Source organism: Shewanella sp. FDAARGOS_354 (assembly GCF_002209245.2).
Classification (GTDB): Bacteria; Pseudomonadota; Gammaproteobacteria; order Enterobacterales; family Shewanellaceae; genus Shewanella; species Shewanella xiamenensis.
This window is the reverse complement of the sequence record NZ_CP022089.2, coordinates 1,664,908-1,690,519: the sequence shown is the minus strand read 5'-3', so window position 1 is coordinate 1,690,519 and position 25,612 is coordinate 1,664,908. Positions and strand designations below refer to the sequence as shown.

Genomic DNA, 25,612 nt, shown 5'->3' with positions numbered 1-25,612 from the left:
CTCACTCTTAATGTAAAAAATCAGCACAAGTGCTGATTTTTTACATTGAAATAAGCTTTGTTAAGCTTATTTGCCTGAGCAACCATAGGTGGTGAGGTAAGTATCGGCCGCTTTAGCATTGACGATACCATAACCAAAGTAGATATCTTTACCTGCTGCGCCCGCATCCATTGCGGTTGCTTTTAACGCTTTGCGAATTTGGGCTCCAGTACATTGAGAATGGTTAGACCACACGAGTGCTGCAATACCCGATACCGCAGGGGTTGCCATCGATGTTCCGCTCATAAAACCATAGTCAACTGCGCCAATCGAGATCGTCGCATTTTGTGCGGCAACAAGGCGAGCTCTATCTTCAAGCGCTGCACCTACTGCCGGAATACTGGTGGCATTAGTATCTCCCAAAGTGCCGTAGAGCATACCGGCGGTGTTATTGATCAGAATTGCACCCACGCCACCAGAGTTTTCGCAGTTAAGTACTTTATCATGGAAGGAGATCACACCGCGGTCGATCACACAGATCTTACCGTTAGCGCTAGAGTCTACTGCTTGAGCTGTTCCCATAAAGTAAGTATTGCCCGTGGCTGAACCAGCGTTTTCCATCGCTGAGGAGACTACATTCGCGCCATCGACGCTTAAGGTTGATGCCGTTGCCATCCCAGCTGGGTAGGTTGAGAGTGTATCGACACCGCCTGCGGTGACTTCGACACAGATACCGTCATCATTGACAGCTTTTTTACCGCGACCACTTAAACAGCTGGGATATTGAGAGAAATCGGCAATCTTATTGTTCGCATCGTTAGCGCCGATCATCATGACGGATGGATATCCCGCAGGGTAAGATCGTACTGAATTACCGTCATTACCAGCAGCGGCTACCACTAAGCCTCCGGCAGCAGTAAAGGCATCAAAGGCATTCTTTTCGGTATTGTTTGCCGCACCACCACCTAAGCTCATGCTGATAATCTTAGCGCCCGCATTGCTACATTTGTTGGCTGCATAGGCTAAATCAGATGAATAGCCCCAACCCGATGCATTGAATACTTTTACGATGTGCATAGGTACGCCAGGTGCCATACCGACGACACCAATATTATTGTTGGCGGCGCCAATGGTGCCCGCAACGTGCGTGCCATGTGGGCCACCATTTTGGAACCAATTTCCTGTACCTGAATCGTTATCGCCAGTAATGTTGTTCCAGTTAAAATCGGGGTTTGAGCTATCTAATCCTGAGTCAATAATACAAACCTTCATGCCTGCATTTGGGTTAAAAGTCACTTGGTTTGCACGGGATTGATATACCGCATATGGCGTGACTTGTTGGGTCATAGGATTACCCGCATCATCGTTATACTGCGCCATAGGATGACGACGAACGTCTTCTTCAATCAGGGTAATATGAGGATTATTTAATAGGCCTTTGACTTGGGCGAGATCTTTACCTGTAAAAGTTGCAGCAATAAATTCATCCCCTTCAAGATTTATTTCACCACCAAGCTTTTTAGCGAGTGCTTTAACAATACCTTTATGGCCTTCTTCGACTTGAATGACATAACGATTGTCATCCGCATGGGCTTGGGTAATAACGCCTACAGATACGGCAATAACGGCACTGGCTATTTTGGTTAATTTCATTGTGCTTGCTCCATTTGTTATCAAGGTTATAAGACCTAAGTGACACGGAGCATCTACTTGCGCTCCTATGCGCAGACGAGAGTCTGCTGACTTAAGCGAATTCAACCTAACACAGGAAATTGTTTTTAACAAACAAATTACAAATGTAGCAATTTGTAAACATTTGAGCGGTAAGCAAAGGGTGACAATGAGCGCAGCGTTAATAACTAAGCCATGCAGGGGTAATATATTGGCTAATTTTCTTTAAGTTATTTAAATATATTTATTTTTTGTTGATAAGGCCTTGGGGTTAGGGTTTGTGACTGCTTGGTTTGCACTGCTCGCCAAGCAAATCTCACTTCATGATTTGATGGGTTTTATACCAATAATTACCAACTTTAGTGCGGTAAAGGTCGTAACTTCTGGGGTTTTCTTGCAAAGTTTAATGGCTGTGATCATTCTCTTTGAGTTGCAAATCAACTTTAACAATAAGAGCAGAGCCGAAGTTTATATCCACAGCAGTAATGTTGAAGATGAGTATCTGTTTGCGCTAAAAAAGCCTATGAATGGCGTATCAATAGCGATAAAAATCGCCGCTATGGCAATAAGAAATGGAGCATACAAATCCTTTGATTGGGCTCAACTCGACACTAAAAGTAAACAAATGCTAAAAACCATCGGGCTGGATAAGGTCGACTTAAAGTCAGCGATACAACGAAATTTGAAATAATGTTGTGCCGTTAGAAAATCTCTATGCCATTAGATAACACGCTTGTTACTCCGTTCAAAGCCACACTAACACATTGAATTTGAATAGTATTTCTTAAATCATCCACATAAAACCTTTTATGTCTTTTCATTTGATGTCTATGCCGGATAAGCTGAATTAACTCTGTTTTAATACCGAATCGGATTGCCAGTATTGCTGAGCCCATTCCCCGTCGGGAGAATAGTCTGCGTCATACCAAAGCCCTGATACCATCTAAAAGCTTCGTTGATACGATATGTTGGATATTTTGCAGCCATTACACTGATGGTGTTGATTTAACTTTTTGTTTTTATTTTATAAATTCCGTTTAATTACTTGCCGTGCTTTCTCCTGCCTCTGACTTCCACAATATACTGTTGATTTAAATGTTATACATATAATGTATTTTACTGATTGGTTAACTAGGTCAATAAACGGTCATGGGAAAATTATTACAATTGCACTGGATTTGTTTACTCATCTTTAAAATTGATACGGGGTATTTAAATGGAAGGTTTGCGCCGCTTGCTAGGAAACATGACAGTAACCAATAAGTTAAGGCTTGGTTTTGGGATCTTGTTATTGCTGATATTTATTGTAGCAGCGGCTGGATACAGGGGACTTACCTCAATCGATATCAGTAGTCGTCGGTTAGAGTTTATTGCCAATGTCGATAAAACCTTGCTTGCGGCCAAGGCCGTGCGATTAGAATTTATCGCAAATGGCGATTTAACAAAATTAGATGAACTCCAGAGCTTAATTGAAAATACAAAAAGTGGTTTACAGCAACAATTGTCAGAGTATAGCGATGCCTACGATAGACAGTATCTTCAAGAATCATTAGTGGCGATGGAACGATATCATCAATCAATAAATCAGTTTAGTGATGTGTTTAAGCATAAACAGGCATTAAAAGTCACAGGTGCCCAAGTGGGAGCAAAGTTGGTTGCCACTTATGCGGAATTGGTAGATAGAATGACCAACAAGGCTCAAGCGACCCAAAATACTGAATTATTAAAAGATGCCTTAAGTGTTAGCCAGCAAATGACCATGTTACGTTATCACATTCGAGGCTATGTCTATGATGCTAGTGATCTTAATTTAAAAACGGCAAAAGATGCGATTGCCAGATTATCTCAGACTATTGCCACTCTTAAGGGGGAAGATACTGCGCAAGCCATACAGATACTGGATCGGTATGACCAAGATATTGATGCGTTGGTCAATGTTAACCGTGATATGGCTAACCTAACACAGTCAATGGGCGAGGCTGCACAAACATTGATGGTGAATATTCGTGAATTAGTTGACATCCAAAAGCATCAGCGGGCAGACGCGGATGCTCAAGCCAAGGAGGTGGTACTCGGTACATTAATTGTTGCCTTGGTCGTCGGTCCCTTACTGGCTTGGTTAATCAGTGGACAAATTGTTGGGCCACTTAAACAAACCCTTGTTACAGCGAGAAAAATTGCCGAAGGTGATTTAAGTAGCACTATTCACTCAGAGCGTCAGGATGAGATGGGAGAACTATTGCGTGCTATGGATGAAATGAATAGCACCCTTAGGCAAATGTTGGCACAAATAGGTGATAGCGTGGTGCAGTTGGCTTCATCGGCTGAGGTGCTTTCTTCGGTCACAGTACAAAATAGTGTGGGGATGCAAAATCAGCGTAGTGAAACTGACCAAGTCGCTACCGCGATTAATGAAATGGCTGCGACAGTACAAGAGGTCTCAACGAGTGCTGAAAATGTTGCATTAGCCGCTAAAGAGGCGGATCACACCACTGCGGTAGGTAATAAAAAAGTTATCGAAGCGGTTAGCCAAATCGAACTTTTAGCCAAGGAAATAGCGACCACTGCACATGCAATGGAGCGCTTACAATCGGAAAGTGTCAGTATTGGTGCCGTCCTTGATGTGATCAAATCGGTTGCACAGCAGACTAATTTACTCGCACTAAATGCGGCCATTGAAGCTGCAAGGGCTGGTGAGGCGGGACGGGGATTGGCAGTGGTGGCCGATGAAGTGCGAAGCCTTGCGAGCCGCACACAATCCTCTACCGAAGAAATTGAAAATATGATTGTTAACTTGCAAAAAGGGACATCGGAGTCGGTACAAATGATGACCAAAAGCCGAACATTGAGTGATGGCGCAGTGTCATTATCCCGCGAAGCCGGTGAGATGTTAGTGGATATTGCCGTTGCGGTTAGCCGTATTCAGGATATGACACATCAAATCGCTGCAGCCTCGGAAGAACAAAGCGCTGTGGCAGAAGATATTAATAAAAGTATCGTGAGAGTGAGGGATATTGCCGAACAAACCGCTGATGGCGCAGCAGAAACAGCAAGCTCCGCCGATAATCTTGCTAGCCTTGGCGTTACGCTAAAAGGATTAGTAACACGTTTTCAGTTATAGGTTCGACTGATCTTATTCGTGAGTATTACTGACTATGACAAACAGGCCGTAGATATCCTTAATGTGATGATTTATAGCATTTAAATTTCTACGGCCTACTTCTTATGTTAGTAGGCCATAATTTCTAGTTGCTCGACGATCTGGTTGCCTTGCTCAAGCCCTACATGATTCACAATCTTCGCTTTAATTAACTCAACATAGTTTGGCTGGATATTGTCGTCATCATCAAAAAGAGCGTCGCCTGCGTCGGAGATTAGTGCTGCTAACGCATTAAAACAGCGAGACATTTGGGCTAAATCGGTAAAAAGAAGGTTGGGCTTCCAACCACATGCGCCATGGCGAGCGAAAAGAATGTGTTCATCCTTTAAATGATAAATTAAGGGATCGCCATAGGAGCTTGCCAGTACTAGCCAATTATCATCCCAAGTAAGCTCCCGCGCTTGGGTGATACCATGCCAGCGATAACCCATTTGAAAATCGATGAGGTCTTCAAATCTTGGAAATTCAAATAGGGCAAAACCGATGTCGAGTTGGCGTGAGTCTGGTATCTCTGTGCTAAAAAAGGGCTTTAATGCTGATGGGATAATCAAGTCCATCGTGATTACATTCCGTTGTCGTAAGCAATGAGCAGATTGCGATGCGGCGCATGTGCTATTCGCCGTGATTAAGCTATTTCCCCATGCACTCTGCGAGTAATTTAATAAAAAACTCGCTACCTTTACGTTCACAAAACTGAATATTGCGCTCGGGGATGGATTCAGGGTCGTTATAGTTAGCCAGGGCTAACTCCATACTGGCTTCGCGAATAATATGCAGGGTTGGGTAGGGCGCGCGGTTGGTAAAATTGGCGGCCGAGTCCTGTGGTTCATCCTCAAAACAATAGTCGGGATGAAAATGCGCGAGCTGATAAATCCCTTCATAGTCGTTGTCGAATAAGGCGTCGTTCGCCATATCGACAAGATCGAGGTAAGTGTAAAAGCCCTCAAAACCCCGCGGCAGAATAAACAGCGAGGTTTCGTGCTCTGGGTGGGCATCCAGGTATTGGCATTCTTCAATCAATGCCTTAAGCACTAGCTTGACTTTGGTTTGTTCAACAACAAGATAGCGAATACTGCCGCGCTCGACCTCACGTCTGGCGAAGGGGCAAATATTGTATTTCATGATCACTTTTTTCACCCAGTTATCGGTTTGTTCAATGATCAGTTCTATCTCATTCATGCTAGTGCTTAACTCTTACGGCCAAAATTAGGGGGCGATCATAGGGATGATAGACGCCACAAGCAAGATGGCCATAGTGATATTAAAGATCTTCTGCTGGCGTTCGTTTTTCAAAATACGTTTAAGTGCTACACCAAACCCAAGCCAGACCACGGCACAGGGAAAAGCCACACATAAAAACACTGTGGCAATAGTAACCACTTGAGGTGTGAGATCCTGTTGTACCGAGGTAAAAGTGGCAATCGCGCCTACGGCCATAATCCAGCCTTTAGGATTAACCCATTGAAATGCCGCGGCTTGCAGAAAACTAAAAGGTTTAGCGATGCTCTTGCCCTCCATCTTGCTACTGCTATTGGCTATCAACCATGACAGGTACAGAAGGTAGACAATCCCAATGACTTTAATCACTTGGTGGATAATCGGGTAGGCTTGAAATAGGGCGCTTAAGCCTAGGCCGATGGCGAGGATCATGGTAGGAAAGCCAAGGCTAATCCCCATCAGATGCGGAATACTGCGTCTAACGCCAAAGTTGACCCCTGAGGTCATCAGCATAATATTGTTAGGCCCTGGAGTGATCCCCGATGAAAAGGCAAACAATGCGATAGCCAGTATTAACTCCATAGATAAATTCCACACCTTTTATTTATTGTCATTTTTAGCATTGTAATAGGGATATTACTCTCGAATTTAAGCGTCGAGGTATTACTATCACTGACGTTGAGCGAGGCATTCTAGCGGGTAAATTGAATCGCGCCTATACGCTGTACGGGCTTTATAAAGTAACAAATCATAACTATGTGGTGCACACTAAGGTTTCTGAGCAATATAAGTGCAGCGGTTGCCGAACGTTGCAATTTAACACTATGATGAATATCGACTTTCAGTCTGAGAAATAGCAACTATCCTTAAGCTGTAAAAATTGCCATAAGGGAAAGAGCATGTATTTACCACAAAAAATAAGACGTGTACTGACAATTGTAAGCTTGAGTTTGCTAGGTCTTACCGCCTGTGTAAGTGTGAACGATGATTCGCAAGCGCTACGAACTACTGTCGTAACTTCGGGGGATTTGAGTCAATTATCGCCGAGCGCCATGACCTATAGTTGGCATCCCACACTACAGAAGATCTTTGTTGACCGCAGGCTCGATCAGCAACAAGTCTTACAACATATGCAGGACACCCTTAAAAAAGTGCTGCTGACAAAAGGTTATCGCTGGGTTGAAGACCCGCAACTGGCGGACTTTCAAGTGGGGTTCGGCATCGCCATGGGCACACAAATGTCGGATGAGCAGATACTTGCCGCCGCAGGCTTAGTGCCGGGGCTGTCGAATCAAGGTGTTGATCTTAAAAAATACGATAAAGGCTCAGTGTTGATTAGCTTTTTTAAGCCAACGGGTATTGCGGGTCAGCCTTATGAGATGGTATGGCGAGTTCTTGGCCAAGGCTTTGCCAATATTAAGGATATGGATGAAGTCAAAGCCCGCTTCGATGGCTCAATCGAGGAAATGCTGCTATCGCTGCCCGCCACCCATGCGGTGCAATAGGGCGGATATCTTGGCGCAGTAATCAGTAAAGTCTTAAGGTGAGTCAGATGCTCGCCTAAAGAGCTCGCTGGAGCACGAGTTTAGGATGTTGCAATGATTGACTAGACAATTCAGTTAGCTATTTACTTACCTATCTACAGATTAGAGGTATTTTTACCGGACTAGGATGTACGTCCGCAGAGGACTTATAAAGGGAGATTATGATGGCACAAAGTATCTTTGTTAATTTGGCGGTTGAAAGTGTTCAACAATCAAGGGCTTTTTACGCTGGTCTAGGGTTTGGCATCAATGAGCAATACAGCAATGAGCAGGCTGCTTGCGTGGTGATCGCGGGCAATATTTATGTGATGCTGCTGGCGAAGCCTTTTTTTGCTGGTTTTACCGATAAGGTGATTGCTGATGCCCATGCCACGACAGAGGTACTCAATTGCCTAGACTGTGACAGTCGAGAACGTGTCGACCAATTGGTAAAACTTGCTGAACTGCATGGTGGCAAAGCCTATCGTCAAGCACAAGATCAAGGGTTTATGTACGGCCATGCGTTCGAAGATCTCGATGGACATATTTGGGAACTTGTCTATATGGAAGCGCAAGTTAGTTAGTACATTGCCTTTTAAGCCAAGCGTTGCTAAGCCAAGAATAGCGCGCGTTGTGTAGGGCTTAGCCTTAGCACAACGCGGCGCAAGCTAGTTGCTTAAGGATACACTCACTTCATAGGCCGTAAATTTGCGGATATTAATCACGCCCGTATCGAACAGTAAATATTGGCCTTTGATGCCCTGTAAAATTCCGCTGACCACGGCGTCTTTATCAAAATTGTGTGAGCTGATTTTTTTGGGGAAAACTTCAATCGGATAATGAATGGTTTGAATGTCTTCCTGCAATCGCTCGATGCTGTAATCGCCTTTTTGCATAGCGATTTCATGCAGTTTAGCTTCGATGTGAGGGATCAGTTCCGCAGCCTTAGCGTTCAAATCGATATCATCGGCATGGCCCTTTAACATGGCTTGCCAGTGCGTTTTATCGTTGATGAGCTTGGCTAATTCCACTTCTACTAAACCCGAGATTTGTCGTGTCGACACTTTGAAAATCGGTAAACCTTGGGTGGCGCCTTGATCTATCCAGCGGGTGGGCAATTGTGTGTGGCGGGTGATGCCGACCTTAATGCCTGAAGTATTGGATAGATAAACATAATGCGGCACAAAACAATGGCTTTGCGCCCACTCTGGCTCCCGGCAAGTACCTTGGTCAAAGTGACAGGTTTCGGGCTTCATGATGCACATATCGCAACTGGCGAGCTTTTGCATACACACAAAGCAATGGCCTTGCGAATAGCTTTTTTTGGTCTTTTTGCCACAGTTACAGCAGAAGATGTTACCCGTGTGGGTAAGTGTCAGTGGCTTGCCAATTAAGGGATTCAGTGGCAGCAACTCGTCGCCAACAACCAGTTGATACTGTACTTGTTGCGCCTCATCTAAGTGTGCGCGCAGCTTTTTTAGCGTTCCTAACATAGGTGTTCCTAGTTTTTATTGTGTCACTGGGTTGGGCAAGGCTTCCCAGCGCACTTATGCATTCGTCATTGCTTGGTGTGCAGTATACAAGATTATCTAGTCGAGTTTAGATAGGAATTTTCGATTGATACCCCAACTTGATTTAAATGTACGGCGGTTAACGGGGGTCAATGAACTGTCAATTAACTTGTGGTGAGTGCGTCAGTTTGTTATTCACTTGTAGGTTATTTTGGACAAGCGTCCAGCATCTCGGTAATCTTGTCATCCTTTTTAATCATTGAGACAGTATCTTGCCTGCCAATTTTTTACTCTTGTTAGCCGCTGCCATTTGGGGCTTTGGTTTTGTCGCGCAAACCTTAGGAATGGAGCATTTATCGCCCTTTGCATTCAACGGGCTACGTTTCTTAATCGGTACGCTGTCACTCGTTCCACTGGTGTGGTACTTGGCTCGGCAAGGTAAAATTCATCTCGGTACACCTAAAGATTTTGCCATTGGCTGCGTGGCGGTAGGCGGATTGCTGTTTGCTGGCGCCTCATTGCAACAGGTGGGGCTGCTGTATACCACCGCGGCCAATGCGGGCTTTATCACTGGGCTTTATATCGTGTTAGTGCCGATTTTGGGGCTGGCGCTGAAACATGCTACTGGCGCAAATACATGGTTGGGGTGTGCCGTTGCATTAGTGGGGCTGTATTTTTTAAGTATTAAAGACGGCTTTCACATTGGTTATGGCGATATGCTGCAATTGATTGGCGCACTGTTTTGGGCGATGCACATTTTGGCGGTAGATCATTTTGCCAAGCGGATTTCGCCAGTGTTACTCGCCATGATGCAATTTTTGGTGTGCGGCGTATTAAGCCTGCTGGTGTCTGCGGCCATTGAGGTCACGACAGTCGATAAGGTGGTCGCCGCCTGGGGCTCACTGGCCTATGCGGGGCTGATTTCAGTGGGTATTGCCTATACTTTGCAGGTGCTGGCGCAAAAGCATGCGCATCCTGCCCATGCGGCAATTATTTTGAGTTTAGAAACTGTGTTTGCGGCCATCGGCGGTATTTTGTTCCTTGGGGAGAGCTTAGGGCTGCGCGCCTTGGTTGGCTGCGGTTTGATGCTGCTCGGTATGCTGATTTCACAAGTGCCGCTGCGTTATTTGATTAAGTCTCGGCACCAGAACGTTAGCTAAGTCTCTATAAAAAAACGCCGCTGGCAGTGCCCGCGGCGTTTTTTGTTAAAAGTGTTGAAACCTAACGGCTGAGTTTATCCAGCACTAAGTCATCACCGAGGGCATAGAGGGATTGCATCAGTTGCTCCTCTTGAGCAAGGTCGGTCAAGCCTAAACCTATGGTGGCGCGAAAGAGGGCGATGCCAGTATGGCCAGCGGTTTCAAATTGACTGCTAAATTGCTCGATATTGATACCAAGCGCGGTGATCCGATTGGAGATATCCAGCACTAATCCGGGTCTGTCGTAGGACACTAAACTGTAGGTCAGCCGCTTAATGGGTTTGAGGGCGACTGAGGTTTTAGCATAGGTGAGGGTGAGCCCGTCGATACACTCTAAGGCTTCAATCAGCTCGTCCATTTTCAGGGAAGGTACTTCGAGTAACAAAATGGCGGCAAAAATCCCGTCGATATGGCGCAATTCTGAGTCGAGCCAATTGCCGCCATGGCGACTCACGGCGTGGGCGATTTGCTCTACTAATCCTTTTCTATCAGGTGCTTGAAGCGTGATTAAATATCGTAGCATGGCGACTGACTCCTATTTTTTGTAAAAGGCACCTGTTTTACAACGGGGTGTAACACAACTGTCATCTTTGCGTCATATAATTCAACGCACTTAGAATGAAGGGTGTTGTTATTGCTCAGTTTATGCTCAAACAGTGTAAGCATAGCATTTCGCAATTCCTAGCGAAAAAACTCACAGGCTTTAATAATAGAGGTTCTTAATGGAAAGTCAGGTCATTCAACCTGGTTCTGCGCCGCACAGTATGCTGAAAGGCGGACGTTCAAGTCGCAGGGCATTTAAGGATAAAGCGGCTCAAATTGGGGTCACGATTGGCGGCACTATGGTGTTTGTCGCCTTATTGTTGATCTTCTTCTATTTGTTATACGTGATTAAACCCATTTTCGACAGCGCGGATGTGACTCCAGTAAAAAGCGTGAGTTATCAACATGCTGAAGTCGCGACCCTGATGGTCGGTGCTGATGAGCAAAATGAGGTAATGTATCGCGTAGCCGCCGATGGCCAAGTGGATTTCTACACTGTTGCCGATGGCAGCTTACTCTCCAGTTTTACCCCGCCATTACCTGCTGGTGTGAGCGTAACCAGCGCCGCCATTGCCGCGCCGAGTGAGCAACGTTTTGCCCTAGGTTTGAGTAACGGCCAAGCCTTAATCGTGGGTATTGAGTTTGGGTTAAGCTATCCCAATAATAAACGTCTTATCACGCCAAAACTGCGTTATAGCGCAGGTGAAACGCCGATCACGATTGATGAATCCGGTAGTGCTATCAACCATTTAGCCTTTAGTTTCAGTAGCGATAAAATCTCCTTTGCCTACCAAGATAATAATGGCATTTGGCGTTTAAGCCGTCTTGAAGGTCAAGAAAACATGATGACCGAAGAGATTGAGTGGACAACGACGAGTGCACTGCTCCCAGATGCCCCTAAAAAGGCGGCGCACCAATTAATGACCCCTGATCAACGCCAACTGATGTTGCAGATGGGCAATAAGGTGTTTGTTTACAATATTCGTGACATTGAAAATATCGATTTAATTCAAGTTATCGATGCCGAAAAGGACAAGTCTAAGGTTAATAATATTGCCTTGCTCGCAGGTGCTAGCTCGATTTTAGTGAGTTATGACAGCGGTGTGGTGACCCAGTACTTCCAAGTAAATGGTCCAAAAGGCCGTTTATATAAAGAAATTCGTGAGTTTTCGGGCTTACCACCTGTTGCCTCTATGGCTTCTGAGTTTTACCGTAAAAGTTTTGCTGTGGTGAGCCCCGAAGGTGAACTATCACTGCTTTACACCACCAGTGAGCGTGAACTGTTTGATAAAACCTTTGACCTTAAAAATCCGGGAGCCATGGGGTTTAGCCCACGTTCGAATGGCTTAGTCGTCGAGGCGAACAACCAGCTAAATATTTTCCACGTCGAAAACGCTCATCCCGAGGTATCTTGGAGCGCGTTGTGGAATAAGGTGTGGTACGAAGGTTACCCTGAGCCTAAATTTGTGTGGCAATCCACCTCGGGCAGTGATGACTTTGAAGCTAAGCTGAGCTTAATGCCATTGGCCTTTGGCACCATGAAGGCCGCATTTTACGCCATGTTATTTGCAGTACCATTAGCGATTGCAGGCGCGATTTATACCGCTTACTTTATGTCGCCTAAGGTGCGCGGCATTGTTAAGCCAACCATCGAAATCATGGAAGCTTTACCGACGGTTATCTTAGGTTTCCTCGCAGGACTTTGGTTAGCTCCGCTGATTGAAGAACACTTGCCGGGCATCTTAGTGCTGCTGATCTTGCTGCCGACCTCGATTTTGCTTTCAGCCTATTCTTGGAGCAAGTTACCCGGTAAATGGAAACAACGTTTGCCTGAAGTCTATCAGGAGCTGATGCTGATCCCGGTTATCTGCTTTGTGGGTTGGTTCTCCTTTGCCATCAGCCCGATGATTGAAGTGGCATTGTTTGATGGTAACACTCGCCAATTTATCACTAACGAATTAGGCATCACCTTCGACCAACGTAACGCGCTGGTGGTGGGGATCGCCATGGGCTTTGCGGTTATTCCAACCATTTTCTCGATTGCCGAAGATGCGATTTTCTCTGTGCCACGCCATCTATCTAACGGCAGTTTGGCGCTGGGCGCGACGCCTTGGCAAACTCTGACTCGTGTTGTGCTACTGACCGCAAGCCCAGGGATTTTCTCTGCGGTGATGATGGGCCTTGGCCGCGCGGTGGGTGAAACCATGATCGTACTAATGGCAACGGGTAACACCGCCATTATGGAATGGAGCGTGTTTGAAGGTATGCGGACATTAGCGGCTAACATTGCGGTAGAAATGCCTGAATCGGCAATTGGTAGCTCACATTATCGTGTGCTGTTCCTCGCAGCCTTTGTACTGTTCGTATTCACCTTCTTCTTTAACACCATTGCCGAAGTGGTAAGACAGCGTCTGCGTGACCGCTATAGCTCGCTGTAATGGAGATAAGATAATGATACTAAATACTATTTCGCCAATGACCTTGAGAGGTTTGTGCAATGGGTAAGTGGGTAAAATCAGGCTCGCCATGGATTTGGATGACAGGTGGCGCGGTGAGCATCAGTTTGATTGCAGTATTAGGTTTGTTACTGCTGATTGCATGGCGCGGATTAAGCTTTTTTTGGCCTGCGACGATTTATCAATGGGAACTTGAAGATAGCTCGGGTGTACGGTCAACCTTAATCGGTGAAATCTACGATAGGGAAGAAGTGCCGACCGAGCGCTTAACCGCCGCAGGCCATGTGTTTAAACTGCCACCCGGTGAGTTTGTGACCCGTTATTTAGTCAAGACCGGTAACCGTGAATTTGTGGGCCTAGATTTCCGCTGGATTTTAGCGACTGACATTATTAGCCGTAGTGAGCCAGCTGATGTCGCAATGCTTGAGCGGACGAAAAACGGTAACTTTTACGGTTACCCAGTGGCCGTGATTGAAAACGGTAAACGCTTAGAACTTAAAAACGATGCGCTTGAATCCTCCTTAATGGAGCATATTGAGCGCGCAGTCGAACTGTCTGACAAAGCCTTATCACTGCAAAAACAAGATATTGGCTCGATTAACTACAACATCGAAAAACTGCGTCTAAAAGAGCGCCGTTACGAGTTAGATGGTGAGCTGACCGATAGTCGCAAGCAGGAGTTAGCCGCGGCGAAACATTCGCTCGAACAAGACTATAAAGTACTCGAAAAACAGCTGTTTGCCCTGCGTGATGAAGCGGCTCGCGACGCTGTGATTGTACGTGATATGCGCGGTGTTGAGGTGGAACTTAAATTAGACACTGTGCTAGATGTTACCTACGTCAACCACTTAGGCTTGATGGGAAAAATCGGTAAATGGTTTGTCGGGGTTGGCCGTTTCCTGCTGGATGACCCACGCGAAGCCAACACTGAAGGGGGGGTATTCCCTGCAATTTTCGGCACAGTATTTATGGTGATCTTAATGGCCATTATTGTTACGCCATTTGGGGTGATTGCCGCGATTTACCTGCACGAATATGCCAAAAAAGGCCCAATTACTAAGATGATCCGCATTGCGGTAATCAACTTAGCGGGTGTGCCATCGATTGTGTACGGGGTGTTTGGTCTCGGGTTCTTCGTATACATGATGGGCGGCTCGATTGACCAACTGTTTTACGCCGAAGCCTTACCATCACCGACCTTTGGTTCGCCAGGGGTGATTTGGTCGGCGCTGACATTAGCGATTCTGACCCTGCCAGTGGTGATTGTATCGACCGAAGAAGGCTTAAGCCGTATTCCGAGTGCGGTGCGTCAAGGTAGTTTGGCACTGGGCGCGACTAAGGCCGAAACCCTGTGGCGGATTGTGATCCCGATGGCAAGCCCTGCGATCATGACGGGTCTGATTTTAGCCGTGGCCCGTGCTGCGGGTGAGGTAGCACCGTTAATGCTGGTGGGTGTAGTGAAATTAGCGCCGACATTGCCACTGGACTTAAACTTCCCGTTCGTGCATTTAGAACGTAAATTCATGCACTTAGGGTTCCATATTTATGATGTGGGCTTCCAGAGTCCTAACGTTGAAGCAGCACGTCCTCTGGTATACGCCACCTCCTTCTTGCTGGTTACAGTGATTGTGGCACTGAACTTAACCGCGATTAGTGTGCGTAACCACTTACGTGAAAAATATCGTTCGCTTGAGCATTAATCAGCGATTATCCTGAAAGTATTAGGACTGAATATGATTTCTATAGATTCGACAGCCATGAAAACCAATAACTTTGACTTAGCCAACTTGAGCCAAAACGATACCGCACTGGAGATCCGCAACTTAGACCTGCGCTATGGCAATAAGCAAGCGCTATTCAATGTGTCGATGAAGATCCCCAAAAAGCAAGTCACGGCGTTTATCGGCCCCAGCGGTTGTGGTAAATCCACTTTATTGCGCTGCATTAACCGCATGAACGATCTGGTGGACAACTGCCATATCGACGGCGAGATTTTGCTGCACGGTCAAAATATTTATGACAAAAAGATCGACGTTGCCGCACTGCGCCGCAACGTAGGTATGGTGTTCCAGCGTCCTAACCCATTCCCTAAGTCGATTTACGAAAACGTGGTTTATGGTCTGCGTCTGCAGGGCATTAACAACCGCCGTGAACTCGACGAAGCGGCCGAGCGTTCGCTACGCGGCGCGGCGATTTGGGATGAAGTGAAAGACCGCCTGCACGATAACGCCTTTGGCTTATCCGGTGGTCAGCAGCAACGTTTGGTGATTGCCCGTGCTATTGCCATTGAGCCAGAAGTATTACTGCTCGACGAACCTACTTCGGCACTCGACCCGATTTCAACCTTAACCATCGAAGAGCTGATAACCGAGCTTAAGACTAAGTACACAGTGGTTATCGTTACCCACAACATGCAACAGGCGGCGCGGGTATCGGACCAAACGGCCTTTATGTATATGGGCGAATTGGTGGAATACGCCGATACCAACACCATTTTCACTACACCGAAAAAACGTAAGACCGAAGATTACATTACCGGCCGTTACGGTTAATCACCTTGCCCTTGGCAGTGGTTATGTGAGTGATAAGCGATTAACGAAATAAGCCACCGCCTAGAACAGAGTTAAGCATTGCAAACTCCATCTAGGCGTTGATACAGTTGAGTAAAAGGTTGGCAAAATGGAAAATATGAATTTAAACAAACATATCTCTGGGCAATTTAACGCCGAGCTAGAAGATATTCGTAACCGTGTACTCGCTATGGGTGGCTTGGTTGAGCGTCAATTAGAGCAAGCCATCGACGCCTTAAGCACCTTAGATGCCGAATTAGCGCAAAAGGTGATCTTAGGTGACCATAAAGTCAACGGGATGGAAGTCTCGATTGACGAAGAATGCACCCGTATTATCGCCAAGCGCCAGCCCGCAGCGAGCGACTTGCGGATGATCATCGCAATTTCAAAATCCATCGCTGATCTTGAGCGTATCGGTGACGCCTGTGTGCGTATTGCCAAGGCAGCATTAGATAAGCGATTGAATAATCAGCAGCCGTTATTAGTCAGTATTGAAAATATGGGCCGCCATGCGACTCGTATGCTCCACGCCACTTTAGATGCATTAGCCCGTATGGATGCAGAGTCTGCATTGGAACTGCACAAGGAAGACGCTAAACTCGACCGTGAATATGAAGGTATTATCCGTCAATTAATGACCTACATGATGGAAGATCCACGCTCAATCCCCGATGTATTAGACGTACTCTGGGCAGCGCGCGCCGTTGAGCGTGTCGGCGATCGTTGTAAAAATATCTGCGAATACATTATTTACTACGTGAAAGGTAAAGACGTCCGCCATACTTCCTACGAAGATATGGAAAAGGATATGAAGGACTAAACGCCTTTTATCACAAGGCGTTATCCACAAACGCTCTGCCTAATCCGCAGAGCGTTTTTGTTTAGATGTTTAACTTGAAGAGGGCACTTGATAGTCGTTGCTGATTCTGATTGGTAGGTGAGACATAGCATTTGTTTAACGATACGGTGAATAGAAACCTAGGGTTTCTAAGATTATGAATGAGAGCAATGGTTGTTCTCATGCATCCCTGCATTGCACGACATTCAGGCGTCATGCCTATCAGATGGCGAGCTGACAGTTATGGAAGTTGTTCAAGCAGTCCTTGGATGCTCGCCCAGTCTGATGTCAATGGATTCACAAATGCCGCAATGGCATGGATGTCCTTGCTCTAGTTGTTCAAACCATTTGAGCTAGAACGGGTTGTAGGTAACCTAAAAGTGCATTATGTTTTTGATTTAAAATTGGTGGCCGATTTATTTGGTTTACTGGTACAGGTGATGAAATATTGGGTAGCCTTGCTAAGTCAACGATAGATATGGCTGCTACACAAGCAACACTAAATGAGTATACGGAAAAACTTGAAGATGCAATTAAAGAAATTAAAGACTAAATCAAATATTGCAGGTTTATTTTTAATAATATCCATAACGGCATTTTTTTGGTTTTCATTTATTAATTCTATTTTAATTTCAAATGAAAAAATTGAAGGGGTTCTGTTTGGATATGACTGCAAAATAAATTCTAGGTTTAATAAAAAGTATGATTATGATATTTATATTGAAAATGGAGGACGTTATAGTAGTTTGAACAGTATTGACTGTAAGTCTCTCGATGGTGTGATTGTTGGAGAAAAAGTATCTTTGATAGTCAGAGGAAAGGAAGTTTTATCCGTATCACAAAATGAAATAGAATTAGTTAGCTATTCAAGTTTGAGTAAAAATCATATGAATAGACTAGCAAGTACTTTGATTGCAGCGCTACTTCTTACAATGTTTTCAATTTGGAGATTCAAAAGCATTTTCGATAACAAAAGCTAAACAGTACAGGCATACTGTTCTGGTCAACCCAAACTGGACACTTTTACTTGAGAATTTTCAAACTCTACAGCTGACAGATCGTCATTAGCAGAATGCAGCCGCTCCAAGTTGTAATATTTCATGTAAGCAGTAACATCTTGCTTCATAAACTCCCTTGTTGGTTGATTAACTTTAAAAATCCAATCGTGTTTTAAGCTGTCAAAGAATCGCTCAACAACGGCATTATCCCACAACTGCATGGATGTAGGAGGTAGAGCAACGCAGTAGCAGTTGCCGAACACGCACCCACATCACCCATGCTGGCTCGGATACCATAGCTCGATAGCAGCCTACTGAATTGCTTACTGGTATATTGCGAGCCTCGGTCACTGTGAAATACCAACCCTCGCGCTGGTTGTCGCAGGTTGTAGGCTTTTATTAATGCCTTAGATATACTCGGGGAGCCCATGTCTGTCATAACCTGTCAATTCACCTGCGTTAGATTTTTTTGCGATATAACTACAGTGACTATGTGCTTTTAGTAAGTCGAGTACAATTTCATGGTTTATTTCGAACCACTCCCCAATTACGCGTTGATCTTTGTACTTCTGGTGTAGTTGTGTTTCAAGCTCACGATCAGTACCACTGTCAATCCAGCCCATTAAGGCAAGTCTTCTCGAATTCCCCGTTTGTAAAGCTTTTAGACGTTTAACTGGATCTTTGCTGATTCCGATTTTAATCCGCTGATTAATTAGGTCTTCGTTTTCGATAAAAAAATAAAGTGCCATAATTTCCTTGTAGCCCTAACGCCGCAAGCGGCGAGCGTTAGCGAGTCCAGCACCGAAGGTGCGATGCTGGCTTGCTTTGTTATGCCTTTTAGTCATGATAGAAAGCCTCAGTAACATAGAAGTCACAGAAGGACTCAATATCTTCTTTTTTACCAGACTCAAGTGCTTTGGATCTTAAGGTGTAACCACGTATAACGCGTCTATTATTTTCGATAGCAAACTTAACACTAAATCATTACTATTAGATTCGAGCTTCTCTAACGCAGCTTTTGCTGATTCTGCATTAAATTTTGTAAATACGTTTTCCTCAATTTGCATATCTGGCTCAATGCGCAATTCCCTGTGTTCGCATAACGATTTATTCTCTGTAGCTTGCACATTAAGGGAGCATAGAATGGCTATAGCAACTAAAAGCTTCATGATACGTCCGCAGGCGTGATATTTTATTCGTGCGCATGCGCGTTTATCTCGTTGGATCAGTGAAAACGCGCACGGTTAACTATCTGTATGCAAAGAACTTATCAGCTTTCTGCCCAATACACCATCTGGAAAAACGCGCATGCGCGTTTTCAAAACCTATTAACTAAAAGCCAGCTACCATAGTCGATTGATTTTATAAAGTTTTACTTATTAAAAATGGAATTAGTGCGCAATGCTATTGTCTTCAAATCATACAAAAACACCTAAATTTAAATACGACTGTATACCCATAAATTGTTAGTCGATTTCTGGTAAGGCCAAACATAGGCAAATAGATAAGAATTTGTATGGCAGCAGGAGTGGGAATTTTCGGTTGAGCTAATGAGCCAAAACAAGGAATGGGGCAAAAAGTTTTTAGCTAGATGAACAGTTCAATGGTCGTAAAGATTGTCATTGTTGCAACTGTGACCGTTGGCGGCATGGATGCCGCCGTCGAGCCCTCAGGGATGAGTTTATGGCGTGTCACTGGGGAAGCAACAGTGAAATAGCTTGCCGAACTCGATAGTCAGTTTAAGCCAATTGTCATGGGTTATAAATCCGTCCATATATTTTTTAATAAATATGACTATCGACTTGTTTTAGACTCGCTAAGCAGGAAAAACAGCTATAGCACTGAGCACCAAAGCGAGCGGTATGAGCGTGATCATGGCAAGGGTACCTAGACAACCAGACAGCTGCTTCTGTCGTGCTAAATTTTCGGCTTCACTCATTTGTTTAGCGGCCTGTTCTACATCTGCTTTTCGTTTTTCGAGTAACTGTGCAGAGGCGATAACCAGTTCTTGAGAGTCAGCAGGAACTTTCTCGGTTACTAGGGCGAGTTCACCTTTGAAGGCGTGTACCGTATAGCGATAATTTCCTTTCGAGAAAGTGTCTTTCTCAAAATTGACATTGAGTACGGCATTGCATCCACAATGCTTTGCAAGCTGTTCTAAATGACGTCTTCCCTCGCTGGGATCCTTAAAAAAACGGGTAGCAATGGGAAAACTGGCTATGACTGTGCCATTTTTGGGGCAACTGTCTCTAGTGGTAAAAAAGTTAACTAATCGCTCCCTGATAAAGACTTCAGGCAAACTGATTGCTTTGGCGGCTAGGCCTTTAGGTGTGGGCGTGGGATCAAAATCGACAATACTGCCTTTGACTAACTTGCCTTCATCTTTCCTGTTTAAAAGCTCGGAAAAATGCAAAAAATAACTCTCACCATCATCGCCTTGGATAAACCCATACTTTTTAGTCGCAAGATATGAGACAACTTTTCCTTTCAAAACATTAGCCTATATAAATTGATGCTCAGCCGAGTATTATGTTACTTGCCTAGCGTTATAAATGAAAAATATTATAAATCAGATAGATAATCAGATAAACGATCTGATAAACGATCTGAATTTATCTGCAACACGGCACATAGACCATGTCTTCGAATCTAGGATCGTCATAGGCATCTGCGTGGGAAAGGTGTCCATCAAAAGCCCCAATTTTATTGATGGTTGATCCTTGTTTAAACACGATTTGTAAACCGTGCTCGGGCTCCCAATCGCAGTGGCAAGTAAGGGAGATATACACGGCGTTATCCCCATGGGCGCGGCGTGACACCATTAATTCGTCGCCAAACTCAATATGGCGCCATACTTGGTTTGGGTTAGGAATATCAATATATTCTTCGCTCGCAGGCGTAATGTATGTGCAGCAATCTTGATAATATTGGTAAATCGCGTCCTGAGCTTGCTCGAGTGCGGTATGGTCTAGGGCGAGAAAATGTTGTACCGCAGTATGAAAATCCTCCACCTGTGGGTCGGTTTCGTACTCTTCTAAGATAAACTCAAATTTACCGCTTAGCGCATTGATCTCAATGGGTTGGCTTTTAAGCCAGCCATCATAGGGATCAACTTCAAGCAAACCTAGGATGGGTATTGTTATCATCTTATCATTCCGTTTATTGTTGACTTCATTGGCTAGCTGTTACTGATTATTATCGTTGCAAAACAATAATCTATAGTATCCGCATTCTGAAATAAGGTTATTTGTGCCGATTAAAAATGATTGGATTAGGCGCTACTGCGTGCAGGCCGGCAGATATTCGGATAGTTCTAATAAATTCAAATCGGGGTCGCGGATATAGACGGAGTTGATGCGGCCTGTGGCGCCGGTGCGCAGAACTGGGCCTTCAATAATCTCAACTTCAAGGCTGTTTAAGTGGTTGATCACTTCTTCGATATTGTGGCTGACCACAAAGCAAAGATCGGCGCTGCCGGGCGTAGCAAGGTTTGCCTTCGGTTCAAATTCGGCGCCTGCTTGGTGAAGATTGATTTTTTGATCGCCAAAGCTTAATGCGATACGGCCCTGACCAAATACGGACTTTTTCATCCCTAACACGCGTTGATAAAAGGCGACGCTGGCCTCGATATCTTTCACAGTTAACACTAAATGGTCTAGGCGGGTCACGCGCATATTCTTTCCCTCGATGCCGTAGCGGTTTGTTATTAGTTTTCTCTGCGCCTTACCTTACATCAAGTGCTGGTGCAAAAGTGACTCTGTGGTAGCATTTAACGCGCTTTTTAGCGTAAATAATTTATGCCTTTTTTTATCCCATTGGATTTGATGAGATTGTAATGAAGAAAACCTTAGCCCGTGGCTTGATGAACCTGCTGCCGATGGCTTTAAGCCTGTGGTTGTTTTGGTCATTGTTTGTATCGTTAGATGGTTTAGGGATTTTTATTTTAGAGTTGGTAGGGATTAACCAACATTTTGTCGGTGCGGGCTTTATCTTAGTCGTGGCCATAGTGTTTGCGGTGGGCCTGTTGTTTTCGGTGAGTCCCATTGTGTGGCTCTATGGCTGGATTGAACGTCAGCTGATGCGTTTTCCGCTGTTTAAATCTGTCTATGGCAGTATCCGTGATATCGCTTCCTTAATGAACCGTGAGGGTAAACCCAATACTCAGCAAACCGTGTTGGTTAAACAGGCCAATGGCGGGTTTGTGGTGGGCTTTATTATGACGGATACACCGCCGCAGCCGTTGCTCGATGCGCTGCCTGAGGGAGATTGGGTGCCTGTGTTATTTCAACTCAGTTACCAAATGGCGGGGGTGACTAGCCTCGTCAAACGTGAAGATTTGATTTTAGTCGACTGGTCTTTTGAAGAGGCGATGCGCTTTAATTTAACGGCGGGTATCTCACAAACGCCGGGCGCGGCAACGGTAAAAACTAAAGCTGAATAGAGCTGTTTTGGTTTTTTACGTCAAATAAGTGCATTTTTGTGATACAATCTGGTGGCGACTTAATAGGTCGCCATTTTTTATGCTGATTCAGCAGCTGCTGTTTAGCATTATCTTTGTCTCTATTGAGTCAGTTTTCGACAGCATGTGGTCTCTGTTCGAAGGCACTCCAGTAGAGCTTAAGCAAGGCCGAGTCGATATTTGCTACTGGTTAACCGTTAGCTGCTAATCGCGCTTTGTATTCCTCATCCTCGATATCACCGATATCGAACCGCTTATATGCATTATGTCGCCATAGAGGTTGAACCCTGCGATTCGGTCGCATGGTGTTGATGCTCGCTGTCTTTGAGAGGGCGGCTGGTTCTAAAAGGGCATTAGCAGCGGTTTAGCTGTTTATCGAGTCAACAGTTTGCCGACTTTACTATTAAGCAAAAGCGTCGAGCAAACGGGGAAGTGGGGAAACGTTTTCAATATGAGTATGACATCACAAGGTATTGTTGACCGCGAGCCCTTGTCATGGATTATTTATGCCTATTTCATCCTGACCACATACTGCTGAGGCTAGGGTTACCTATTATTGCGCTATCTCTTCAACATCGAAGGGATGTTAATAGGGAACTGGCTAGAACAAGGGAGTTTTATGTCTATCAAGTCGAGTATTAATCCACCGGTTTTTTATTCGTCGGTCTTTTTTATCACATTAATGGTGATGATCTGCGCCATTTGGCCGACCGAGGCCAATCACTTTTTCAAATCCATGCAGTCGTGGATAGAGGCGAAAGCGGGCTGGTTGTATATCCTTGGTGTAGCGATTTTTCTGATTTTTATCATCTTTGTTATGGTCAGTCGCTTTGGCGATATTAAGCTAGGCCCCGATCATGCCGTGCCCGACTATAGCTATAAGAGCTGGATTGCCATGCTGTTTTCGGCGGGGATGGGGATTGGGCTGATGTTCTTCGGCGTTGCCGAGCCTGTGATGCATTATCTCGCGCCGCCCGATGCAACGCCTGAGAGTTTGGCAGCTGCCAAAGAGGCCATGAAGATCACTTTCTTCCACTGGGGCATACATGCTTGGGCCATATATGGCGTAGTTGCCCTGAGTTTGGCTTATTTTGCTTATCGGCATAAGTTGCCCTTGTTACCTCGCAGCGCACTCTATCCCTTAATCGGTGAGCGCATTCATGGCCCGATTGGCCACTGCGTCGATACCTTTGCGGTATTAGGGACTATGTTCGGGGTGGCGACTTCCCTCGGGTTTGGGGTGTTGCAGGTTAACTCGGGCCTAAGCTATTTATTCGAGCAACTGCCTAATAACACCACGGTGCAAGTGTCGCTGATTATTGGCATTACCTTACTCGCTACTCTGTCGGTTTTTTCAGGGCTCGATAAAGGGGTGAAGCGCTTAAGTGAGCTTAACTTAGGCTTGGCCCTTATTCTGCTGCTGATTGTGTTAATTCTTGGCCCAACGGTAATGTTGCTACAGGCCTTTGTGCAAAATACCGGTAGTTATCTCAGTGATATCGTTAATAAAACCTTTAATCTGTATGCCTATCAGCATAAGGAAGACTGGCTTGGCGGTTGGACGCTACTCTACTGGGGCTGGTGGATTTCGTGGTCACCTTTTGTCGGCACCTTCATTGCGCGGGTGAGTCGCGGCCGTACCATACGTGAGTTTTTAGTCGGCATTTTATTTGTGCCTTCGGCGCTGACCTTTTTGTGGATGACGGTATTTGGTAACTCGGCCATCGACGCCATTATGAATCAAGGCGCGACCTACCTAAGCGAAGCGGTGAATACCAATGTGCCCGTGGCGCTGTTTGTGTTTTTTGAACATATGCCGTACCCGCACCTGTTATCGGGCATTGGGATTTGTTTAGTGGTGACCTTTTTTGTGACTTCATCTGACTCGGGATCCTTAGTAATCGACAACCTAACTTCGGGGGGCGATAACAATGCACCCGTTTGGCAACGGGTGTTCTGGGCATTACTCCAGGGTGTGGTGGCCTCAGTGCTGCTGCTTGCGGGTGGCTTACAGGCACTCCAAACCGCTGCCATTGCGAGTGCGATGCCATTTTTATGCGTGATGCTGCTGATGTGTTTAGGGCTGTATAAGGCGCTGAAGGACGATTGGCTTAAGATCAACAGCGTGCAGCTCCATACCACCAGTGTGCAATATGCTAAGACCAATATCAGCTGGGAGGAGCGTATCGAAGTCTTAGTGTCGCATCCCACCGAAGATGAGGCGCGTGTCTTCCTCAATAATGTCGCGACACCAGCGTTATCTAAGGTGTGTCAGCAATTTATGAGTAAGGGCTTAACGGCGGATCTTGAGTATCTCGACGGCAAAGTGCGATTGGTGATCAGCAACGAAGCCTATCAACCCTTCGTTTACGGTGTGCGGATGCGCTGCTTTGAAATCGTTAATCCGGTCGGTGAAGAGTTAGAGCAGGGCAACAATTGGTATTATCGCGCCGAAGTGTACTTAGAGCAGGGCGGCCAGCACTATGATGTGATGGGCTATACCGAAGAGCAGCTATTGGCGGATGTGGTCACCCAATACGAGAAATACCTGCACTATTTGCACTTGTCCAATGCTGACCAAGGACATGTCGCCTAAACGCTTTGCGTGTTAGAAATATTGCCCCAAGGAATAACTCGGATTATCCTTGGGGCACTTTTTAGGAGTCATCAGTTAGGTGTGAGCATGTCAGCAAATCCAGGCCAGAGTAAGTTAGATCAAGTCTTAGCCCAAGAGCGGGAATACCGTGCAAAGCGTGAGGGCGGTTACCGCGAGCAAGCGCTCAAATTGTATCCTTGGATCTGTGGCCGCTGCACCCGTGAATTTACCTCAAAAAATTTAAGCGAGTTGACGGTTCACCATAGAGATCACAACCACGATAACAACCCATCCGACGGCTCGAATTGGGAATTATTGTGCCTCTATTGCCACGATAACGAACATTCACGCTTCGAAGAACTGATCCGCTACGGCAGTACCACAGAAACCAAGCAAGCGGCGGCGACCTATAATCCCTTTGCCGATTTAAAAGCGATGATGAAAAAGTAGCGATAAAAGTAAAAAGCCTGAAATGTCAGGCTTTTTTCGCAAGTCGTGCCTCGGCTTCCAGCCATTTAGCGCGGCTTAGCACCTGTTGATTTTCGTCGCCTTCGAAATGGGCTTTGCGGGCAGGGAGCTGCGCAATAATCGCAGTGTGTTCAGCATCGCTGGCATTGCGCCAAGCGACAATCTCATCGATATGGCGAAAACAGCCCATGCAATAATCTTCATCATTTAAGCCGCAGCGAGCGACGCAGGGGGAGAGCATACTTTTCCTCTAAAACTCTTCTCTTTAACTGGCTTTTTTGTGTATACACACACATGGATTGCCAACTGGTATAGCAAGTTGGCCAAAACTGCGGCGATACTAGCAGCTTTAGGCGCCATTTGGGCAGCGAAATTAAGTCAAATGTGCCTTGATATTCGTAAAGGCTTAATGACGGCATAGTT

General features: G+C 45.4%; 28 protein-coding genes and 1 pseudogene. 16 read left to right on the top strand and 13 right to left on the bottom strand.

Annotated features, from left to right (window positions below):
• Window positions 1-66: 66 nt before the first annotated feature.
• Window positions 67-1,632: a S8 family serine peptidase gene (locus tag CEQ32_RS07690; RefSeq protein WP_088585798.1), complete on the bottom strand. Its 1,566-nt coding sequence runs from the start codon at window positions 1,630-1,632 to the stop codon at window positions 67-69.
• A 298-nt stretch (window positions 1,633-1,930) separates the two neighbouring features.
• Here CEQ32_RS07690 and CEQ32_RS07685 point away from each other — a divergent pair, with 298 nt between their 5' ends.
• Both CEQ32_RS07685 and CEQ32_RS07680 read left to right on the top strand, forming a co-directional pair.
• Entirely contained in the window at window positions 1,931-2,341 is a 411-nt protein-coding gene (locus CEQ32_RS07685; RefSeq protein ID WP_088585797.1) for a hypothetical protein, read from the top strand.
• 555 nt (window positions 2,342-2,896) lie between these two features.
• Window positions 2,897-4,771 carry a methyl-accepting chemotaxis protein gene (locus tag CEQ32_RS07680; RefSeq protein WP_226871889.1) on the top strand — a complete coding sequence of 625 codons (1,875 nt, stop codon included), beginning with the start codon at window positions 2,897-2,899 and terminating at the stop codon, window positions 4,769-4,771.
• A 107-nt stretch (window positions 4,772-4,878) separates the two neighbouring features.
• Here the strand turns inward: CEQ32_RS07680 and CEQ32_RS07675 are convergent, their stop codons facing one another.
• The 3 genes from CEQ32_RS07675 to CEQ32_RS07665 form a co-directional block, all read right to left on the bottom strand.
• The gene (locus CEQ32_RS07675; protein WP_047538977.1) at window positions 4,879-5,367 is read right to left on the bottom strand and encodes a hypothetical protein; all 489 of its coding nucleotides are present in this window, start codon (window positions 5,365-5,367) and stop codon (window positions 4,879-4,881) included.
• A 73-nt stretch (window positions 5,368-5,440) separates the two neighbouring features.
• Window positions 5,441-5,989: a DUF1415 domain-containing protein gene (locus CEQ32_RS07670; RefSeq protein WP_088585795.1), complete on the bottom strand. Its 549-nt coding sequence runs from the start codon at window positions 5,987-5,989 to the stop codon at window positions 5,441-5,443.
• Window positions 5,990-6,016: 27 nt separating this feature from the next.
• Window positions 6,017-6,610: a LysE family translocator gene (locus CEQ32_RS07665; protein WP_055646962.1), complete on the bottom strand. Its 594-nt coding sequence runs from the start codon at window positions 6,608-6,610 to the stop codon at window positions 6,017-6,019.
• Window positions 6,611-6,927: 317 nt separating this feature from the next.
• Between CEQ32_RS07665 and CEQ32_RS07660 the strand changes: the two genes are divergently transcribed.
• Together CEQ32_RS07660 and CEQ32_RS07655 are read left to right on the top strand one after the other, a co-directional pair.
• Window positions 6,928-7,533, top strand: a complete 606-nt coding sequence (locus CEQ32_RS07660; RefSeq protein ID WP_088585794.1) for a DUF4136 domain-containing protein — start codon at window positions 6,928-6,930, stop codon at window positions 7,531-7,533.
• 203 nt (window positions 7,534-7,736) lie between these two features.
• Window positions 7,737-8,135, top strand: coding sequence for a VOC family protein (locus tag CEQ32_RS07655; protein WP_088585793.1), 399 nt, complete (start codon window positions 7,737-7,739; stop codon window positions 8,133-8,135).
• Between the two features lie 84 nt (window positions 8,136-8,219).
• Here CEQ32_RS07655 and CEQ32_RS07650 read toward each other — a convergent pair whose 3' ends face one another.
• On the bottom strand, window positions 8,220-9,044 hold the full coding sequence (locus CEQ32_RS07650) for a DUF2797 domain-containing protein (RefSeq protein WP_088585792.1): 825 nt from the start codon (window positions 9,042-9,044) through the stop codon (window positions 8,220-8,222).
• 290 nt (window positions 9,045-9,334) lie between these two features.
• Between CEQ32_RS07650 and CEQ32_RS07645 the strand changes: the two genes are divergently transcribed.
• Complete coding sequence (locus CEQ32_RS07645) at window positions 9,335-10,222, top strand: DMT family transporter (RefSeq protein ID WP_037416935.1); 888 nt, start codon at window positions 9,335-9,337, stop codon at window positions 10,220-10,222.
• 61 nt (window positions 10,223-10,283) lie between these two features.
• Here the strand turns inward: CEQ32_RS07645 and CEQ32_RS07640 are convergent, their stop codons facing one another.
• Window positions 10,284-10,784, bottom strand: coding sequence for a glycine cleavage system protein R (locus tag CEQ32_RS07640; protein ID WP_037416937.1), 501 nt, complete (start codon window positions 10,782-10,784; stop codon window positions 10,284-10,286).
• A 199-nt stretch (window positions 10,785-10,983) separates the two neighbouring features.
• Between CEQ32_RS07640 and CEQ32_RS07635 the strand changes: the two genes are divergently transcribed.
• The 5 genes from CEQ32_RS07635 to CEQ32_RS07615 all read left to right on the top strand — a co-directional run bounded on the left by CEQ32_RS07635 (window position 10,984) and on the right by CEQ32_RS07615 (window position 17,648).
• Window positions 10,984-13,242 (top strand): ABC transporter permease subunit, encoded by a 2,259-nt coding sequence (locus tag CEQ32_RS07635; RefSeq protein WP_088585791.1) that lies wholly within the window; start codon window positions 10,984-10,986, stop codon window positions 13,240-13,242.
• Window positions 13,243-13,301: 59 nt separating this feature from the next.
• Window positions 13,302-14,960 carry a phosphate ABC transporter permease PstA gene (gene pstA, locus CEQ32_RS07630; RefSeq protein ID WP_122040748.1) on the top strand — a complete coding sequence of 553 codons (1,659 nt, stop codon included), beginning with the start codon at window positions 13,302-13,304 and terminating at the stop codon, window positions 14,958-14,960.
• A gap of 33 nt (window positions 14,961-14,993) precedes the next feature.
• On the top strand, window positions 14,994-15,812 hold the full coding sequence (gene pstB / locus CEQ32_RS07625) for a phosphate ABC transporter ATP-binding protein PstB (protein ID WP_037416943.1): 819 nt from the start codon (window positions 14,994-14,996) through the stop codon (window positions 15,810-15,812).
• Window positions 15,813-15,939: 127 nt separating this feature from the next.
• Window positions 15,940-16,650: a phosphate signaling complex protein PhoU gene (gene phoU, locus CEQ32_RS07620; RefSeq protein ID WP_069454650.1), complete on the top strand. Its 711-nt coding sequence runs from the start codon at window positions 15,940-15,942 to the stop codon at window positions 16,648-16,650.
• Between the two features lie 545 nt (window positions 16,651-17,195).
• Window positions 17,196-17,648 (top strand): hypothetical protein, encoded by a 453-nt coding sequence (locus CEQ32_RS07615; RefSeq protein WP_140907652.1) that lies wholly within the window; start codon window positions 17,196-17,198, stop codon window positions 17,646-17,648.
• Window positions 17,649-17,671: 23 nt separating this feature from the next.
• On the opposite strand, the pseudogene CEQ32_RS07610 reads toward CEQ32_RS07615, so the two are convergent.
• The 3 genes and pseudogenes from CEQ32_RS07610 to CEQ32_RS07600 form a co-directional block, all read right to left on the bottom strand.
• Window positions 17,672-18,096 (bottom strand): annotated as a pseudogene (locus CEQ32_RS07610) (DDE-type integrase/transposase/recombinase); the annotation flags it as partial.
• A complete protein-coding gene (locus tag CEQ32_RS07605) occupies window positions 18,074-18,415 on the bottom strand; it encodes a GIY-YIG nuclease family protein (protein WP_200923580.1) in 342 nt (113 codons plus the stop codon). The pseudogene CEQ32_RS07610 and the gene CEQ32_RS07605, both read right to left, overlap by 23 nt.
• Before the next feature lie 174 nt (window positions 18,416-18,589).
• Window positions 18,590-18,835: a hypothetical protein gene (locus CEQ32_RS07600; RefSeq protein ID WP_088585789.1), complete on the bottom strand. Its 246-nt coding sequence runs from the start codon at window positions 18,833-18,835 to the stop codon at window positions 18,590-18,592.
• A 422-nt stretch (window positions 18,836-19,257) separates the two neighbouring features.
• Here CEQ32_RS07600 and CEQ32_RS23200 point away from each other — a divergent pair, with 422 nt between their 5' ends.
• Window positions 19,258-19,383 (top strand): hypothetical protein, encoded by a 126-nt coding sequence (locus tag CEQ32_RS23200; RefSeq protein WP_264291153.1) that lies wholly within the window; start codon window positions 19,258-19,260, stop codon window positions 19,381-19,383.
• Between the two features lie 99 nt (window positions 19,384-19,482).
• Here CEQ32_RS23200 and CEQ32_RS07595 read toward each other — a convergent pair whose 3' ends face one another.
• The 3 genes from CEQ32_RS07595 to CEQ32_RS07585 all read right to left on the bottom strand — a co-directional run bounded on the left by CEQ32_RS07595 (window position 19,483) and on the right by CEQ32_RS07585 (window position 21,340).
• Window positions 19,483-20,157 carry a cold-shock protein gene (locus CEQ32_RS07595; protein ID WP_088585788.1) on the bottom strand — a complete coding sequence of 225 codons (675 nt, stop codon included), beginning with the start codon at window positions 20,155-20,157 and terminating at the stop codon, window positions 19,483-19,485.
• A gap of 121 nt (window positions 20,158-20,278) precedes the next feature.
• Window positions 20,279-20,812 carry a DUF6985 domain-containing protein gene (locus CEQ32_RS07590; RefSeq protein ID WP_050991394.1) on the bottom strand — a complete coding sequence of 178 codons (534 nt, stop codon included), beginning with the start codon at window positions 20,810-20,812 and terminating at the stop codon, window positions 20,279-20,281.
• A gap of 132 nt (window positions 20,813-20,944) precedes the next feature.
• Window positions 20,945-21,340 carry a VOC family protein gene (locus CEQ32_RS07585; protein ID WP_088585787.1) on the bottom strand — a complete coding sequence of 132 codons (396 nt, stop codon included), beginning with the start codon at window positions 21,338-21,340 and terminating at the stop codon, window positions 20,945-20,947.
• Between the two features lie 161 nt (window positions 21,341-21,501).
• On the opposite strand from CEQ32_RS07585, the gene CEQ32_RS07580 reads away from it, so the two are divergent.
• From CEQ32_RS07580 to CEQ32_RS07570, 4 genes are all read left to right on the top strand, one after another.
• Window positions 21,502-22,107, top strand: coding sequence for a DUF502 domain-containing protein (locus tag CEQ32_RS07580; protein ID WP_011717603.1), 606 nt, complete (start codon window positions 21,502-21,504; stop codon window positions 22,105-22,107).
• Between the two features lie 79 nt (window positions 22,108-22,186).
• On the top strand, window positions 22,187-22,333 hold the full coding sequence (locus CEQ32_RS22950; RefSeq protein WP_169546608.1) for a hypothetical protein: 147 nt from the start codon (window positions 22,187-22,189) through the stop codon (window positions 22,331-22,333).
• A 411-nt stretch (window positions 22,334-22,744) separates the two neighbouring features.
• Window positions 22,745-24,721 (top strand): BCCT family transporter, encoded by a 1,977-nt coding sequence (locus CEQ32_RS07575; protein ID WP_088585786.1) that lies wholly within the window; start codon window positions 22,745-22,747, stop codon window positions 24,719-24,721.
• Window positions 24,722-24,808: 87 nt separating this feature from the next.
• Entirely contained in the window at window positions 24,809-25,171 is a 363-nt protein-coding gene (locus tag CEQ32_RS07570) for a YajD family HNH nuclease (RefSeq protein WP_011717601.1), read from the top strand.
• A 25-nt stretch (window positions 25,172-25,196) separates the two neighbouring features.
• Here CEQ32_RS07570 and CEQ32_RS07565 read toward each other — a convergent pair whose 3' ends face one another.
• On the bottom strand, window positions 25,197-25,430 hold the full coding sequence (locus CEQ32_RS07565) for a DUF1289 domain-containing protein (RefSeq protein ID WP_047538543.1): 234 nt from the start codon (window positions 25,428-25,430) through the stop codon (window positions 25,197-25,199).
• Between the two features lie 39 nt (window positions 25,431-25,469).
• Here CEQ32_RS07565 and CEQ32_RS22945 point away from each other — a divergent pair, with 39 nt between their 5' ends.
• On the top strand, window positions 25,470-25,610 hold the full coding sequence (locus CEQ32_RS22945; RefSeq protein ID WP_181159881.1) for a hypothetical protein: 141 nt from the start codon (window positions 25,470-25,472) through the stop codon (window positions 25,608-25,610).
• Window positions 25,611-25,612 lie beyond the last annotated feature (2 nt).